At 36.4% G+C, this 16,210-nt stretch carries 17 protein-coding genes; 16 read left to right on the top strand and 1 reads right to left on the bottom strand.

Annotation, left to right across the window (positions count from 1 at the left end; all coding sequences use genetic code 11):
- Positions 1–138 precede the first annotated feature (138 nt).
- On the top strand, positions 139–939 hold the full coding sequence (locus BLQ00_RS03970) for a hypothetical protein (RefSeq protein ID WP_093140787.1): 801 nt from the start codon (positions 139–141) through the stop codon (positions 937–939).
- A gap of 85 nt (positions 940–1,024) precedes the next feature.
- On the opposite strand, the gene BLQ00_RS03965 is transcribed toward BLQ00_RS03970, so the two are convergent.
- Positions 1,025–2,074 (bottom strand): 2Fe-2S iron-sulfur cluster-binding protein, encoded by a 1,050-nt coding sequence (locus tag BLQ00_RS03965; protein ID WP_093141908.1) that lies wholly within the window; start codon positions 2,072–2,074, stop codon positions 1,025–1,027.
- Positions 2,075–2,263: 189 nt separating this feature from the next.
- Here BLQ00_RS03965 and porW point away from each other — a divergent pair, with 189 nt between their 5' ends.
- From porW to BLQ00_RS03890, 15 genes are all read left to right on the top strand, one after another.
- Positions 2,264–4,795: a type IX secretion system periplasmic lipoprotein PorW/SprE gene (gene porW / locus BLQ00_RS03960; protein WP_093140784.1), complete on the top strand. Its 2,532-nt coding sequence runs from the start codon at positions 2,264–2,266 to the stop codon at positions 4,793–4,795.
- Between the two features lie 35 nt (positions 4,796–4,830).
- On the top strand, positions 4,831–5,298 hold the full coding sequence (locus tag BLQ00_RS03955; RefSeq protein ID WP_093140782.1) for a bactofilin family protein: 468 nt from the start codon (positions 4,831–4,833) through the stop codon (positions 5,296–5,298).
- Between the two features lie 21 nt (positions 5,299–5,319).
- Positions 5,320–5,538, top strand: a complete 219-nt coding sequence (locus BLQ00_RS03950) for an AtpZ/AtpI family protein (protein WP_093140779.1) — start codon at positions 5,320–5,322, stop codon at positions 5,536–5,538.
- 2 nt (positions 5,539–5,540) lie between these two features.
- Positions 5,541–5,960, top strand: coding sequence for a DUF6168 family protein (locus BLQ00_RS03945; protein WP_093140777.1), 420 nt, complete (start codon positions 5,541–5,543; stop codon positions 5,958–5,960).
- Between the two features lie 72 nt (positions 5,961–6,032).
- Positions 6,033–7,112, top strand: a complete 1,080-nt coding sequence (gene atpB, locus BLQ00_RS03940; RefSeq protein ID WP_093140774.1) for a F0F1 ATP synthase subunit A — start codon at positions 6,033–6,035, stop codon at positions 7,110–7,112.
- A gap of 34 nt (positions 7,113–7,146) precedes the next feature.
- Positions 7,147–7,338, top strand: coding sequence for an ATP synthase F0 subunit C (atpE, locus tag BLQ00_RS03935; protein ID WP_175445408.1), 192 nt, complete (start codon positions 7,147–7,149; stop codon positions 7,336–7,338).
- A gap of 70 nt (positions 7,339–7,408) precedes the next feature.
- On the top strand, positions 7,409–7,909 hold the full coding sequence (locus BLQ00_RS03930; protein WP_093140769.1) for a F0F1 ATP synthase subunit B: 501 nt from the start codon (positions 7,409–7,411) through the stop codon (positions 7,907–7,909).
- Positions 7,910–7,916: 7 nt separating this feature from the next.
- Positions 7,917–8,456 carry an ATP synthase F1 subunit delta gene (gene atpH, locus BLQ00_RS03925; RefSeq protein ID WP_093140766.1) on the top strand — a complete coding sequence of 180 codons (540 nt, stop codon included), beginning with the start codon at positions 7,917–7,919 and terminating at the stop codon, positions 8,454–8,456.
- A gap of 2 nt (positions 8,457–8,458) precedes the next feature.
- Positions 8,459–10,039 (top strand): F0F1 ATP synthase subunit alpha, encoded by a 1,581-nt coding sequence (gene atpA / locus BLQ00_RS03920; RefSeq protein WP_093140764.1) that lies wholly within the window; start codon positions 8,459–8,461, stop codon positions 10,037–10,039.
- A 104-nt stretch (positions 10,040–10,143) separates the two neighbouring features.
- Entirely contained in the window at positions 10,144–11,007 is an 864-nt protein-coding gene (gene atpG, locus BLQ00_RS03915) for an ATP synthase F1 subunit gamma (RefSeq protein WP_093140761.1), read from the top strand.
- A 92-nt stretch (positions 11,008–11,099) separates the two neighbouring features.
- Positions 11,100–11,618: a hypothetical protein gene (locus BLQ00_RS03910; RefSeq protein ID WP_093140759.1), complete on the top strand. Its 519-nt coding sequence runs from the start codon at positions 11,100–11,102 to the stop codon at positions 11,616–11,618.
- Between the two features lie 84 nt (positions 11,619–11,702).
- On the top strand, positions 11,703–13,163 hold the full coding sequence (locus BLQ00_RS03905) for a lipopolysaccharide biosynthesis protein (protein ID WP_093140756.1): 1,461 nt from the start codon (positions 11,703–11,705) through the stop codon (positions 13,161–13,163).
- 38 nt (positions 13,164–13,201) lie between these two features.
- Positions 13,202–13,642: a dUTP diphosphatase gene (dut, locus tag BLQ00_RS03900; protein WP_093140753.1), complete on the top strand. Its 441-nt coding sequence runs from the start codon at positions 13,202–13,204 to the stop codon at positions 13,640–13,642.
- A 131-nt stretch (positions 13,643–13,773) separates the two neighbouring features.
- Positions 13,774–14,790, top strand: coding sequence for a sugar phosphate nucleotidyltransferase (locus BLQ00_RS03895; protein ID WP_093140751.1), 1,017 nt, complete (start codon positions 13,774–13,776; stop codon positions 14,788–14,790).
- Between the two features lie 54 nt (positions 14,791–14,844).
- Positions 14,845–16,209, top strand: a complete 1,365-nt coding sequence (locus BLQ00_RS03890; protein ID WP_175445407.1) for a tetratricopeptide repeat protein — start codon at positions 14,845–14,847, stop codon at positions 16,207–16,209.
- Position 16,210: the final 1 nt, after the last annotated feature.

The following is a 16,210-nucleotide window of genomic DNA, read 5'->3' as shown; positions in this document are numbered from 1 at the left end:
TAGGATGTTCACTGTTCGTTAGTTTCGCTTAATTCTTTAACTTGTTTTCGTTAATAAATGTTGGGATATCGCTACGCTTTCAAAAACAATCAAATGTAAAAAAAAGTAGCACGTCCTTAATTTGAAGAACGCATAAATATGAAGAAGACACTGCAAATAGGAAATGGAGTTGCTTTAATCGCAACGATAATTATGAATTACCTATCCAACACGGGTTTGATGAACGGCACTACGATTGGCGAGGTTTCGGGAGGATTCCAAACACTATTCACACCAGCAGGCTACGCATTTTCAATTTGGGGAATTATATATCTTCTGCTTTTAGCGTTCGGAATTTATCAAGGAAGAAGCCTTTTTGTAAAAGTACGCGATGATGATTTCGTGTTGCAAATAGGTGGATGGTTTATTTTGTCCTGTATTGCAAATAGCTTTTGGGTTATCAGTTGGATTTACGGGTACACAGGGCTGTCGTGTATCATTATTTTTATTCAATTGGCGTCCCTTCTCAAAATTGTATGGAACAACCGCATGGAGTTATGGGACGCCCCATTTTCTGTAATTTTATTTTTATGGTGGCCCTTTGTTGTGTATAGTGGTTGGGTAACTGTAGCTAGTATTGCCAACGTAGCCGCGTATTTAGTTAAAATAAACTGGGATGGTTTTGGTGTTTCTGCCATTACATGGACACTTCTTATGATTGTCGTTGCAACGCTCATTAACCTTCTGGTTACTTGGACACGTAATATGCGTGAATTTGCTTTGGTGGGTGCTTGGGCTTTAATTGCGATTGGTGTGGCAAATCAAGATGTTGAAAATACGATAGCGTATGTTGCTTTTGCTGCTGCGGGGGTATTGATTATTAGCAGTTTGCTTCATGCAAGTAAAAATAAAGACACGAATCCCTTTACGAAATTTTTAGAGTATAAGCGAAGAGCGTGATTTATACCTCAAGATTAATTGTAAAGGAATTGCCCCTTATAACACTCAAAATTTCAGATAAATAACGTTTTAAAAAAGACTCAGATTAAACGTCGTCGTAGTCTATTACTAACGTTGGCGTTGTAGGATGCGCTTGACAGGTTAAAATTAAACCTTCGGCAATTTCGCCGTCGGTTAAAATTTGGTTTTTACGCATTTCTGCTTTTCCTTCTATAACACGTGCAATACATGTACTGCAAATTCCGCCTTGACATGAAAAAGGAGCGTCTAGTTTATTTTCTAAGGCTGCTTCCAAAACTGATTTGTTTTGTGGCATTGTAAACGTTTCAGTTTCATCGTCTAGTGTGACGGTTACTTTGGTGTTTCCGTCGTGCGCTTCTACAAGTAAATCACCTTCAGAAGTAGTGAAAAGTTCGAAGTGAATTTGTTTGGTATTGACGTGATTTTCTTTCAAGGTAGAAGAAACTTCATCAATCATGGTTTCCGGTCCGCAGAGGTAGAAATCATCAAATTGGGTGTCTTTATACTTATTTCTCAGCATTAAATTCACAACCGATCTGTCAATTCTTCCGAAGTGTGCATTTTCAGCATCCTCTCGACTAAAAACATATTGTACTGAAAGGCGATTTGGATAATCTTCTTGCAATTTTTTAATATTAGAAAAAAACATGGTTTCGGAAGGCGATTGGTTTCCGTAGACCAATAGAAAAGTACTGTTTGGCGCTTCTTCCAATACTGTTTGAACGATTGAAAGTACCGGTGTAATTCCGCTTCCTGCTACAAACGCAGCATAATTTTTAACGGTACCAAGCTCTGGACTAACGGTAAACTTACCCGCTGGAGGAAGTACTTCGAGCGTATCTCCAGCCTTAAGATCATTATTAGCAAAGGTTGAAAAAAGACCGTTTTCTACTTTTTTCACACCCACTTTAAGAACACCGCTGTTGGGTGCGCTACAAATAGAATACGCCCTACGTATTTCGGTTCCGTTAGCTTGGTGTTTCATCGTGATGTACTGACCAGCTTTAAAAGAAAATTTCTCTTTTAAGTCATTTGGAATTTGAAGTGTAATAGAAACGGCATTAGGAGTTTCTCTTTTTACTTCTGAAACAGTAAGGGTATAAAAAGTATTCAAAGCGTTATTTTTTTGCAAAAGTACAACCAAAAATATATTTTTTAGGGAATATGAGGCGCAATCCCATTCAAATTTTAGAGCATTAGCAAGTGTGTTATTAAAAAGAAATGTATTTTTACCGTTCTAATGGCGGTTTATATACTAAAAGCAAAGCTTTTAAGTTACTATAACATATAAATTGAAACAATTTTGAAGAGCATCTATAAAATCACAATATTTCTACTGGCAGTCATCGTTTTAGCTGCTTGTTCACGCAAAAAAAACACCTTTTTAAATAGGAATGCTCATGCTGTTTCGGCAGAGTATAATGCCTTGTACAATGGTGGTGTCGCGTATGACCAAGGAAAAGAAACATTATCGTTGACCTACCGTGACAACTTCTGGGAAATTCTCCCTGTGGAGCGTATCGAGTTAAATGAAGAAAACGCACTTCCGGGACAATCGAAAGATGCTAATTTTAATAAGGCAGAAGAGAAAGCCGTAAAGGCCATTCAGAAACACGCAATGTATATTGACGGGAAAGAATACAACCCACAAATAGACGAGGCGTATATGCTATTAGGAAAATCTCGTTATTACGATTCTCGATTTATTCCAGCTTTAGATGCATTCAATTTCATTTTAGACAAGTATCCTACAAGTAATAATATTAACAACGCGAAGGTTTGGAAGGCAAAAACAAACATTCGATTAAGTAATGAAGAAGGTGCGTTAGAGAGTCTTCAGAAAATGTTTAAAGAAGAAGCGTTAGAGGAAGACGTTGTAGGAGATGCCGCAGCAATGATGGCGCAGGCGTATATTAATTTAGATTCTATTGCAGAAGCGTTGCCCTACATGAAAATGGCGGCTTCAAATAGCAGAGACAAAGAGCTTAAAGGACGTTACCTATATATTAAAGGGCAGTTATACAATCAGCTAGGCCTAAAAGACAGTGCTAACATGGCATTTGATGAGGTTATCGACTTAAATCGTAAGTCTCCTCGTGTGTATATGATTAATGCATACATAGAAAAAGCAAAGAACTTCGATTATGATAAAGAAGACCGTGTTGCATTTTTAGAATTGCTTCAAGACTTAGAGGAAGACAGAGAGAACCGTCCATTTTTAGATAAAATTTACCATCAAATAGGAGAGTACTACAGAGTTAATAAAAGTATTGACACAGCGGTAACGTATTACAATAAGTCAATACAATCGTACAAAGAAGATCGCGTTCTACAATCTAAAAACTACCAAACACTTGCTGAAATCAATTTTGACCATGCCGAGTACAAAATAGCAGGAGCTTATTACGATAGTACGTTGACAAACTTAGAAGAGAAATCTCGTCCATGGCGTCGTATTAAAAAGAAGCGTGAAAACTTAGACGATGTTATTAAGTACGAAGATATTGCAACAACGAACGATAGTATTATTCGTATTGCGAATATGAGTGAAACAGAGCAACGTACCTTTTTTACTGAATATACAGAAAAATTAAAAGCGCAAGCGATAAAAGATTCGATTGCAAATGCTGAAACTGCTGAAGGTATTGCTAACCAAGAATTTTATAACAAGAAAGAAACAGGAACAACGAAGCCAGGTGGCAAGTTTTATTTCTACACAGCTTCAACAGTATCGTACGGAAAACAAGAGTTTCGTAAAATTTGGGGAGAACGTAAGTTAGAAGATAACTGGAGACGTTCAAGCAAGCAAAGTTCATTGGAGAACATTGATGATATCGTTGTGGCCACAGAGAATCCAATTTCTAAAAATGAAATCTATAATGTAGAATCATATTTGTCACGTATTCCGAAGGAAAAAGTTGTGATAGATAGTATTGTAAAAGACCGAAACTTTGCATACTACCAATTAGGGCTTATATATAAGGAGAAGTTTAAAGAATACAACTTGGCGGCAAATCGCTTAGAAACCTTATTAGGATATCAGCCTGAAGAGCGTTTGGTACTTCCTTCTAAGTACAATTTGTATAAGATTTACGAAATCTTAGAAAACAACGCTTTAGCAACTCAATATAAAAATGACGTATTAAACAATCATAGCGATTCTCGTTATGCTGAAATTCTTCGGAATCCGAACTCTTCATTGGCAACCGATGAATCTAGTCCGGAGTTTAAATACAAGGCATTGTACAAAGATTTTGAAGCGTCACGTTACCAACAGGTAATAGACAAAGCAGACGAATACATAACTATTTATAACGGAAATGACATCGTTCCAAAATTAGAATTACTAAAAGCTACTGCGATAGGAAGACAACAAGGTTTTGAAGCTTACAAAAAGGCATTGAACTTTATTTCGTTAACCTATCCAAATGATGACGAAGGAAAACAAGCACAGGATATATATACCAATGTATTGCCGAAATTAGCAGATACAGCTTTTGTAAACGATGAAGAGAGTAGTAGTTTTAAATTAGTTTACCAATTTAGAGCCGATGAGCAACAAGCAGCGACCGATTTAGAGAAGAAGTTAGAGAAAGCAATTGCATTTTACAAGTATACTAACATGGACGTTTCTTTAGATTTTTATACACCAGGAGTAGTATTTGTAGTTGTTCACGGACTCAACACCAAGCTTGGCGCTCGTGGTTTTGGAGAACAGTTAAAAGACCACAAAGATTATAAGATTTTAAAAGAGCATTTTGAAATTTCTACGCCTAACTATAAAACAATTCAGATTCATAAAAACCTTGATGCGTATTTAAATACAAAGGCGTAATTGTAATAAGACTAACTCCCAAAAAATAAGTGACTATGTTTTCAGACAAAAAAGTAAAACAAACTGTTGAACCTGGAACTGGACAGAACAGGATTAATGAAGGAACCAATATCAATGGAGATATTCATTCAAAAGGGTTTTTTAGGATTGATGGTCATATAGAAGGAAATGTAACAACGCCTTCTAAGGTTGTTTTAGGAAAGTCTGGAGTTATTAAAGGAACGCTTACTTGTGAAAATGCTGATATTGAAGGTACATTTGAAGGAAGGTTAGATGTTTCAGGAACATTAAGTCTTAAATCTACCGCTAAAATTGAAGGTGAAGTAATTGTAGGGAAATTGGCCGTTGAGCCAGGAGCAACGTTTAATGCTTCTTGTGCTATGAAGGGATCTAAGTCTTCCGATTCTAAATCAAACAATACTGCTTCTCCATCTAATAATGACAAAAACAAGTCGCAAAATCACTTCGACAGATCAAACAGAAATAGAAAAGCTACCATATAAATAGCAAATAAACTGACTTCTATGAGTAACAAAGGCAAAAACGGAGTCAAGCGTTGGGCTATTCTTTCAGCTATTGCCATTGAAATGGGAGTTGTTATCTACGCGTTTGTTCAATTGGGCAAATGGCTCGATTTAACCTACACAGGCGGAAAACTTTTTACTGTGGTTTGTACATTAATAGGAGTTGCCGTTTCTCTTTATTTGGTAGTAAATCAAACCAATCGACTCAATTCGAAATAGGAATGAATAGAAAGAGTATTCTTTTTTTACTACTGCTGTTAGGTACATTACTTCTTGTTTTCGGAATTCATGTTTTAATTCTGAAAAGTCTAGAAAAACCACTTTTTGAGCATAAAATAGTACTCTCGTATTTTCTCAATTATCTGCTAGCTGTAGTCGTTTTAATCATTGTAAAAGTCAATCTGAAGAAAAAAAGTTCACAATCTGGCTTTATTTTCATGGCAGGCAGTGGATTAAAGTTTTTAATTTTCTTCCTCTTTTTCTATCCTTCGTATAAAGAAGATGGTGTGATGGCAGGTGCCGAATTTGCTGCCTTTTTCATACCCTACGCGGTCTGTTTGACCCTTGAGGTTGCCTATCTTTCTAAACTGCTTAATAATCAGAGCTATTCCGACATAGATTCCGAAGAAAAAAAGAAATAAAATTGTTTTCTCATTATAGAAAAGAACTGTATTTTTGCACCGATTTTAAGGACGCTATAAATCTGTTCCGAAATGCAGAAAAAAACACTTACAAGATTACTATCAGTTTTTTTATTTGTTGTATCATTTAACATGACGGCAGAAGTTACAACTGAAGGCGAAGGTTCTAAGGACCTTAAGACCGAAATTAAAGAATATATTTCACATCACTTATTAGATTCTTACGACTTTAATCTGTACTCTCATGATGATGAAAATGGCGAACATCAATATATAGGGTTTCCTTTGCCTGTTATTATTTATGATGATGGCTTAAAAGTTTTTTCTTCTTCAAAATTAAAGCACGATAAAGGAGTTGCTGAGGTAGATGGTAATTACTACAAATCATACCACGGAAAACTTTACAAGACAAATGCAGCGGGTGAACTTACTTATGATGAAGATCACCACCCTGAAGGAAGAATACACGCAGACTTTTCTATCACTAAAAACGTATTTACAATTCTTGTTGTAAGTCTCTTAATCTTTTTAATGTTTAGCAACATGGCAAAACATTACAAGAAAGGACCAATGCCTAAAGGTTTTGGACGTGCACTAGAACCGATAATTCTATACATAAGAAACGATATTGCAATTCCAAATATTGGAGAAAAGAAATACAAAAGATACATGCCGTATTTGTTAACGGTATTTTTCTTTGTGTGGATTATAAACTTACTTGGTTTAACACCTTTAGGAATTAACGTAACCAACAACATTGCTGTTACTTTAGGATTAGCATTAATTACGTATTTATTAACGACGTTTACAGCAAATAAGAATTACTGGAAACACGTTTTTTGGATGCCAGGAGTGCCATGGCCAATGAAAATTATTCTTGCGCCAATTGAATTATTAGGTACTATTATTAAGCCATTTTCATTAATGATTCGTCTGTATGCAAACATTACTGCAGGACACATTGTATTGATGAGTATTATTGGTCTTATGTTTATTTTTGAAAACTGGTTAGGTAGTTCACTGTCATTTTTATTGGCATTTGCATTGTCATTACTAGAATTATTAGTTGCTGCATTGCAGGCATACATCTTTACGATGTTATCTGCATTGTATTTTGGGGCAGCCGTGGAAGAACATCACGACGCTCATTAATAAATTGAATGTTTAATTTTTTAATATATATATTATGACTATTCCAAGTATTGTAGGAGCAGGTTTAATCGTTATTGGTGCCGGATTAGGTATTGGTAAAATTGGTGGTTCAGCAATGGACGCAATTGCACGTCAACCAGAAGCTTCAGGAAAAATCCAAACAGCTATGCTTATTGCAGCTGCACTTATTGAAGGTATTGGATTTGCTGCTTTATTTGCAGCTTAAAACTACTAACAACAGTTATAACGGTTGGTTATAACTGTTGTTAAATTAAACAGATTTTAAAAAGTATATCATGGATAAATTAATAAACGAATTTTCATTTGGCCTCTTTTTCTGGATGCTTCTTATCTTTATTTTATTAGTAATATTACTAAGAAAATTTGCTTGGAAGCCAATTTTAGAAGCAATCGAAACTCGTGAAGACGGTATTAAAGGAGCACTTGACTCAGCAGAAAAAGCAAAATTAGAAATGCTTAATTTGCAGTCTGATAATGAAAAATTGTTGCAAGAAGCACGTGCAGAGCGTGAGTCTATGATGAAGGAAGCTCGTGAAATCAAATCCAAAATGGTTTCTGATGCTAAAGAAGAAGCACAAGCGGAAGCAAACAAAATTATCGCTAACGCACAAATAGCTATTGAAAGTGAAAAGAAAGCAGCTGTTGCTGAATTGAAAGATCAAGTAGCTAGCCTATCTTTAGAGATTGCCACTAAAGTTGTTAAAGACGAATTGTCTAACAGCGATAAGCAATTGAAATTGGTAAAAGACTTATTAAACGACGCAACTTTAAACTAAGCCCACAATGAGCAGCAGAGCAGCCATACGATATGCAAAAGCAGTTTTAGAGCAGGCCAACCAAGGTAATATTGCAAACGTTGTGTTTGACGATATGCAATCGGTTTATGCCACTATTGAAGGCAGCAAAGAATTGCGTTCAGTGCTTAAAAGTCCTGTTGTAAAAGCAGAAGACAAAAAAGAAGCACTTGTAAAAATATTTGAAAACAACTCTGAAGTAACCAAAGGATTAATTCAAATCCTAACAACTAACAAACGTATTAACTTGTTAGGTGGTGTTGCTGAAAGTTATATCAGTTTATACAACGAATCACAAGGTGTAAAAGTAGCAAACGTTACAACCGCCGTAGCATTGTCTTCTGAATTAGAAACTGAAGTTCTTGCAAAAGTGAAACAACTTACTGGAAGTAGCCAAGTAACTATCCACAACACAATTGACGAAAGCATATTAGGAGGATTTATCCTTCGCGTAGGCGATCTTCAATACGATGCGAGTATTGCAAACAAACTTGGAAAAATTAAAAGAGAATTTAGTAAATCATTATAAAAATGGCAGAAGTTAAACCAGCTGAAGTTTCAGCAATTTTAAAGCAACAACTTTCGGGTTTCGAAGCAACAGCTTCATTAGACGAAGTAGGAACTGTATTAACCGTAGGTGATGGTATTGCCCGCGTATATGGACTTGCAAATGCACAATACGGAGAATTAGTAGAATTCGAAGGTGGTTTGGAAGGAATTGTACTTAACCTTGAGGAAGATAATGTTGGGGTAGTATTGTTAGGACCTTCAAAAGGAATTAAAGAGGGAGCTACAGCAAAACGTACACAGCGTATTGCTTCACTTAATGTAGGTGAAGGAATTGTTGGTCGTGTAGTAAACACACTTGGACTTCCAATTGATGGTAAAGGACCCATCACTGGCGAAACTTTCGAAATGCCATTGGAGCGTAAAGCACCAGGGGTTATCTATCGTCAACCAGTAACAGAACCATTACAAACAGGTATCAAATCTATTGATGCAATGATTCCTGTAGGTAGAGGACAACGTGAGTTGGTAATTGGTGACCGTCAAACAGGAAAAACGGCTGTTTGTATTGATACCATCCTAAATCAAAAAGAATTTTACGATGCTGGCGAGCCAGTATATTGTATTTATGTTGCTGTGGGTCAAAAGGCTTCAACAGTTGCATTAATTGCAAAAACATTAGAAGAAAAAGGAGCACTTGCATATACTACAATCGTAGCAGCAAATGCATCAGATCCAGCACCAATGCAAGTATATGCTCCATTCGCTGGTGCAGCAATTGGTGAGTACTTTAGAGATACAGGTCGTCCTGCATTAATTGTATTTGATGATTTATCAAAGCAAGCAGTTGCATACCGTGAGGTATCTTTATTATTACGTCGCCCACCGGGACGTGAAGCGTATCCTGGAGATGTATTCTTCTTACACTCAAGATTATTAGAGCGTGCAGCAAAAGTGATTGCAGATGATAAAATCGCTGCAGAAATGAACGATCTTCCAGAAAGTTTACGTCCTATTGTAAAAGGAGGTGGTTCATTAACAGCATTACCTATTATTGAAACACAAGCAGGTGACGTTTCTGCATATATTCCAACCAACGTAATTTCGATTACAGATGGTCAAATCTTCTTAGATGGAGATTTATTTAACTCTGGGGTTCGTCCAGCAATTAACGTAGGTATCTCGGTATCTCGTGTTGGGGGTAACGCACAGATTAAATCCATGAAAAAAGTATCTGGTACGTTAAAATTAGATCAAGCAGCCTTCCGTGAATTAGAAGCGTTTGCAAAGTTTGGTTCTGACTTAGATGCAGCTACTTTAAATGTAATTGAAAAAGGAAAACGTAACGTTGAGATCTTAAAGCAAGCTCAAAATGATCCTTTTACAGTAGAAGATCAAGTTGCAATTATCTATGCAGGTTCTAAAAACTTATTACGTGACGTTCCTGTTGCGAAAGTAAAAGAATTTGAAAGAGATTTCTTAGAGATGATGAATGCAAAGCACAGAGGTACATTAGACACGTTGAAAGCAGGGAAACTTACTGACGAAACGATTGATGTAATTACTACTGTTGCTGCAGACTTATCTGCTAAATATAAAAAATAGTACAGAGTTTGCACATCCTGTATTTGCAGGATGTGCAAACTCAAAATTAGAGGTTCAATTATAATGATTCCGCAATTAATGCGGAATGACCATAACAAAGAAGAATGGCGAATCTTAAGGAAATTAGAAATAGAATATCATCGGTTGGATCAACGATGCAGATTACCTCTGCCATGAAAATGGTATCGGCTGCAAAATTGAAAAAAGCCCAAGACGCTATTACAGCAATGCGTCCTTACTCTGAAAAGCTTTCCGAGTTATTACAGAATTTAAGTGCAACCTTAGATAGTGATACGGGAAGTAAATACTCAGAACAACGTGAGGTAAACAAAGTACTAGTAGTCTCTATCACATCTAATCGTGGACTTGCAGGAGCTTTCAATAGTAATATTGTAAAAGCTTCAAAAGTGTTACTTGAAGAAGCATATGCAGGAAAACAAGTAGATTTTTTAACGCTAGGGAAAAAAGGAAACGATATTCTTAAAAAGACTGGAAACGTTATTGAAAATAACAATGCTATTTTTGATGAGCTGTCTTTTAATGCTACTGCTGAAATTGCTGAAAAGTTAATGGATCTGTACGCTAAAGGAACCTACGATAAGATTATCTTGGTGTATAACAACTTTAAAAATGCAGCAACTCAAATTGTAATAACGGAACAATTTTTACCAATTCTTCCGCCAAAAGCAACAGAAGTTACAGCAACACCAGATTATATCTTCGAACCTTCAAAATTAGAAATCGTAGAAGGTTTAATTCCGAAGAGTTTAAAAACACAATTATTTAAAGCCCTTCGCGATTCTGTAGCAAGTGAACACGGTGCTCGTATGACAGCCATGCACAAAGCAACCGATAACGCTACCGAATTACGTGATGCACTTAAATTACAGTATAACAAAGCACGTCAAGCATCTATTACGAACGAAATCCTTGAGATTGTTGGTGGTGCAGAGGCATTGGCAGGGTAATAGCTTTCAATTTATAAAAAAAACCTTCAGATATTTCTGAAGGTTTTTTTTTGACCTTTATTCATTCAAATTAAAATCGTAATTTTAGACGTATGAAGCAATTAAAATTTATAGTAAGTATTTGTGCACTCGCTTTTTTAGTATTGAGTGTTTCTAACTGCGGAAGTTCAACAACTAATACAGCCATTGTGTTTGAAAAAAATCCACCCTTTATTATTTCTGAAGTTTACGCACAAGATTGGGTAGCTGGCGTTCAAGGAGGAGGTTCTGGAACCAACCTTTTTGTTACCTTTAGTTCTATCAATGAAGATGTTGAAATGAAGCAATTATTTTTCAGAAACAAAATAGAAGACACCAAAACAAAACCCAACGTTCCTTTGCAAATTACAGGCTATTTTAAAGGGAAAAACAACGAAAGGGTAATCATGGACAGCAATCCTGTTAAAGAAGCGCAAAACACACCTCCAGCGGCATTTCCGTTTCAATTAAGTGATACAGAAGCTGTACTTAGTTATACTATTTCAGGAGCTTTGTACTATTATAAAATTAGTGACATTGAAAACAGAGAAGCGATCGCATATCCTTCCTCAAATAAACCGACAAGAGATTAGCCGTTGCTTTCAAAGAATGAAGGCCTCAACATAATGCGTTACATTCCTTATTTCAATACATTTACGCACTAAATCCACATCCCTTTGAGCGTTTTTAAAAAACTCTTTCAGCAAACTTTTATTTACGGACTAGCAACAGTGCTTCCTCGTGCGTTGAGTATTGTTTTAGTACCGCTTTACACTTTAGAATTAGCCCCTTCGGCCTTCGGAGTTTACGCTACTTTAATGAGTTACCTCATTTTAGGAAACGTATTACTTTCCTACGGAATGGAAACGGCTTTTTTTAGATTCGTAAACAAACACGCCGATAAAAAAGCAATAGTACAGTCTACAGCACTTCGATCGCTCACCGTTTCGACGCTTATTTTTGTAGTGGTTTTATTATTTTTTAGGGAGTCCCTTTCAAGTGTACTAGAATTTAAAACTGAATATGTAACCTACGCCTTACTTATTCTAGCCTTAGACGCTTTGGTTGTTTTACCTTTTGTTTGGCTTCGCGCCAACGAACGTCCAATGCGATATGCAGTGCTAAAAATTTTGAATGTTTGCATCAACCTAGGATTCAATTTGTTTTTCTTTTTATTGCTTCCAATTCTTGTTGCTGATGCACCAAATTCGTTTTGGAGCACCATTTATTCCGAAGAAAATAAAATAGCTTATGTCTTTATTTCAAACTTAATCGCTAGCGGAATCACACTCTTGATCGTGATGCCTTTATACATTAAAATTGGTTTTGCATTCGACAGGGAGATTTGGAAACAAATGCTAAAATATGCTTTTCCTGTGCTAATCGCTGGAATCGCCTTTTCTATCAACGAGGCATTTGATAAAATTTTACTGAAGTACCTTTTGCCACCAGATATAGCGGCCTCGCAAGTGGGAATTTATGCAGCCTGTTACAAGCTGGGTGTTTTTATGACACTTTTCGCAACGGCCTTCAGATTGGGTATTGAGCCTTTTTTCTTTAATCACGCCAAGCATAAAAATGCGAAAAATACCTATGCAACAATCACCAAATACTTTACCATTTTAGGAAGTTTTATACTGCTATTTGTTATTGTGTATATCGACTTTTTTAAAGTGTTACTGATTAAAGACAGTGCGTATTGGGAAGCGTTACCAGTGGTTCCTATTATTTTATTAGCAAATCTGTGTTTGGGTATTTACCACAATCTTTCCGTTTGGTATAAAGTCACCGATCGCACGAAGTTTGGAGCGTACATTTCAATTTTTGGAGCCATAGTTACGTTGGTCGTCAATTTTCTATTGATTAAGCATATAAGTTATATGGGCTCTGCGATTGCTACCTTGGCAGCCTATGGAAGCATGATGTTTTTGTCGTATTACTTCGGAAGAAAATACTACCCCGTTCCTTACGACATTAAGAAAATAGTAGGGTATTTACTACTCTCAATTGGTTTTTCTATGATTTGCTTTTATGGATACCCAGGAAATTTATTAATAGGAACTCTATTATTATTGGTATTTTTGTTACTTATTTATATTTCTGAAAGAAGAGAGATTCTCAGAATTATCAAAAGATAAATACAAATAGTTCTAACAGTTCACTGAATTAGTTACATATGTCAACGACTATTAAAATAATTAATACTTCAGCACATCCAACGCCTTCGTACGAAACGATGTATTCTGCTGGAATGGATTTACGTGCCAATGTTGCAGAACCATCCACATTAAAACCGTTACAACGCGCGATTGTAAAAACAGGATTGTTTATAGAGCTTCCTATTGGGTACGAAGCACAAGTGCGTCCTCGTAGCGGATTGGCAGCCAAAAAAGGAATTACAGTATTAAATGCGCCAGGAACCATTGATGCAGATTATAGAGGCGAAATAGGAGTGATTTTAGTAAACCTTTCTAACGAAGATTTTACCATCGAAAACGGTGAGCGTATTGCGCAATTAGTCATCGCAAAACATGAACGCGCTGTTTGGGAAGAAGTACAAGAGCTTGGAGAAACCGAACGCGGTGCTGGAGGTTTCGGAAGCACAGGCGTAAAGTAAAAATTACTGCGAAAGCAGGAATCCTTTACCAACAAAAAGAGATTAGGTTCGTATATTCAAGTTTTTTGAATGTACACCACAAAAAATAGAGTTTAATTAAAATAGACATCCGCCTGTGCGGGTGATGTAATATGAAAATAATTGTACCAATGGCAGGTCGTGGTTCACGTCTTCGCCCACATAGTTTAACCGTTCCTAAACCGCTAATTCCTGTTGCAGGAAAACCTATTGTGCACCGTTTGGTGGCAGATATTGTACGTGTTTTAAATGAAGACATCGAAGAAATCGCGTTCATTTTAGGCGATCCAGCCTTTTTTGGGGACGATGTGGTTAAGCATTTAGAGCAATTAGCTTCCGATTTAGGAGCCAAAGCAAGTATTTACCGTCAGTTAGACCCTAAAGGAACAGGTCACGCCATTATGTGTGCCGAACCGTCTCTTTCTGGACCTGCAGTTATTGCGTATGCCGACACCTTGATTAAAGCAGATTTTAATTTAGACAAAGATGCCGATAGTGTTATTTGGACCAAACGAGTTGAGAATCCAGAAGCGTACGGAGTTGTAAATCTGAACGAAAAAGAGGAAATCACAGAATTGGTAGAAAAACCAACCGAGTTTGTAAGCGATCAAGCTGTGATTGGGATTTACTACTTTAAAGATGTTGGCGTGCTTAAAAAAGAGCTTCAATATGTGCTAGATCACAATATTATTAACGGAGGTGAATACCAAATTAACGATGGTATTAAGCGAATGATGGCCGACGGAAAAATATTTAAAACTGGAACCGTAGATGAGTGGATGGACTGCGGAAACAAAGAGGTGACGATTGAAACCAATCGTAGAATGTTAGGGTTTTTAGCAGAAGCGAACGAACCTTTAATCTCGAGTAGTATTAGCAATGAAAATTCGAATATTATCGAACCTTGTTTTATTGGGGAAGGTGTGGTTTTAAAAAACAGTCAGATAGGACCATTTGCTTCTATTGGAGACGGCACAGTTATTGAAAACAGTACCGTTAAAAATAGCATAATACAAACCAACACTCTAATTAAAAACGCTACTTTAGACAATGCTATGATTGGGAATTACGCCACATTTGATGGAAACTTCACAAACATTAGTATTGGCGATTATTCATCGTTAAAATAAATAATTGGTTATTCCAGACGTAGTCTAAGGCTTTGATTATCAACTTTTATGAAAATGAAATACACCTATTACTTCCTGTTTTTCTTCGGAATACTTCTCTTTCCGAAGCAATTAGGGGCACAAGAAATTGAAGGTCCTACAGATGATTTAGGAGATGTAAGTGATGCTTTTCAGGAGAGTTTTTTTGAAGCTTTAAAACAAAAAGGAATCGAAAATTACGAGTTGGCTTTAGTTGCTTTGGAAAAAGCGGAACGCGCTGCAAAAGAGGATGCCAAAGCAAAAGCGGTTGTGTATTTTGAAATGGGTAAAAACCAAGCGTTTTTAAAAAAATACAAAGAAGCTGAAGAAAGTTTCAAGAAAGTTACAGCTACCGAAGGGGATAAAGTTGAAGTTTTAGAGGCGTTGTACGATGTGTATTACCAAGAACGAGACTACGATGCTGCCATTCCTTTGGTGATTAAATTAATCGCTGTTGACGACGATTATAAGGAAGATCTTGCCAATTTATATTCTAGAACAAAACAATACGATAAAGCCATTGAAGTATTGGACGATTTGGACGATAGTAAAGGTGAAAGTGATTATCGAGATGCATTGCGCAAGCAGATATATCGCCATACAGGAAACACAGCAGGACAAATCACGAAACTGGAATCTAAAATAGATACCAATCCTAAAAAAGAACAAGATTACCTGAACTTAATTTACTTATACAGCGAAGAGGGAAATACCCAAAAGGCTTTTGAAACAGCGAAAGAATTGCTGAAAAACAATCCGAAATCTGAATTGGCTCATTTGGCATTGTATAAATTTTACTTAACTGAAGGCGATGTTGAAAATGGCTTGGCTTCTATGAAAAAAGTAATGACTTCTGAAAGTGTTGATAAGCCCAGCAAGTATAAAGTATTAGGCGATTTTATTCAATTTGTAAATGCGAATCCGCAATACGAAAACGAACTTACCACCATCGTTACCACATTTGCCAACGATGACAATGGAGCTGTGTATGAAAAGCTTGGTGACTATTACGTTACCAAAGGGCGTAAAGACGAAGCATTAACACTTTATGAAAAAGGCATCGCTTTAGACTCCGATAATTATAGTTTGCTTAAAAACACCTTGTTGCTGCAAATTGATTTGAAAAAATTCGAATCGGCACTAACTTTAAGCAATAGTGCTTTGGAAATTTTCCCAGCACAGCCACTTATTTATTTATTAAATGGTGTGGCTAATAACAAGCTTCAGAATACAGATGCTGCTATTGAAAGTTTAGAAACTGGGATTGACTACCTCTTAGACACCCCAAAAATGGAACGCGACTTTTACGAGCAACTTTCAGTTTCCTATTCGTTAAAAGGAGATACACAGAAATCCAATTTATACGCAAAAAAAGCGTTAGAAGTTAAAGACACGAACTAAT

Source organism: Ulvibacter litoralis (genome assembly GCF_900102055.1).
Lineage (GTDB): Bacteria > Bacteroidota > Bacteroidia > Flavobacteriales > Flavobacteriaceae > Ulvibacter > Ulvibacter litoralis.
Note: the sequence above shows the minus strand (reverse complement) of the source record. Positions and strands in the feature narration are given on the sequence as shown.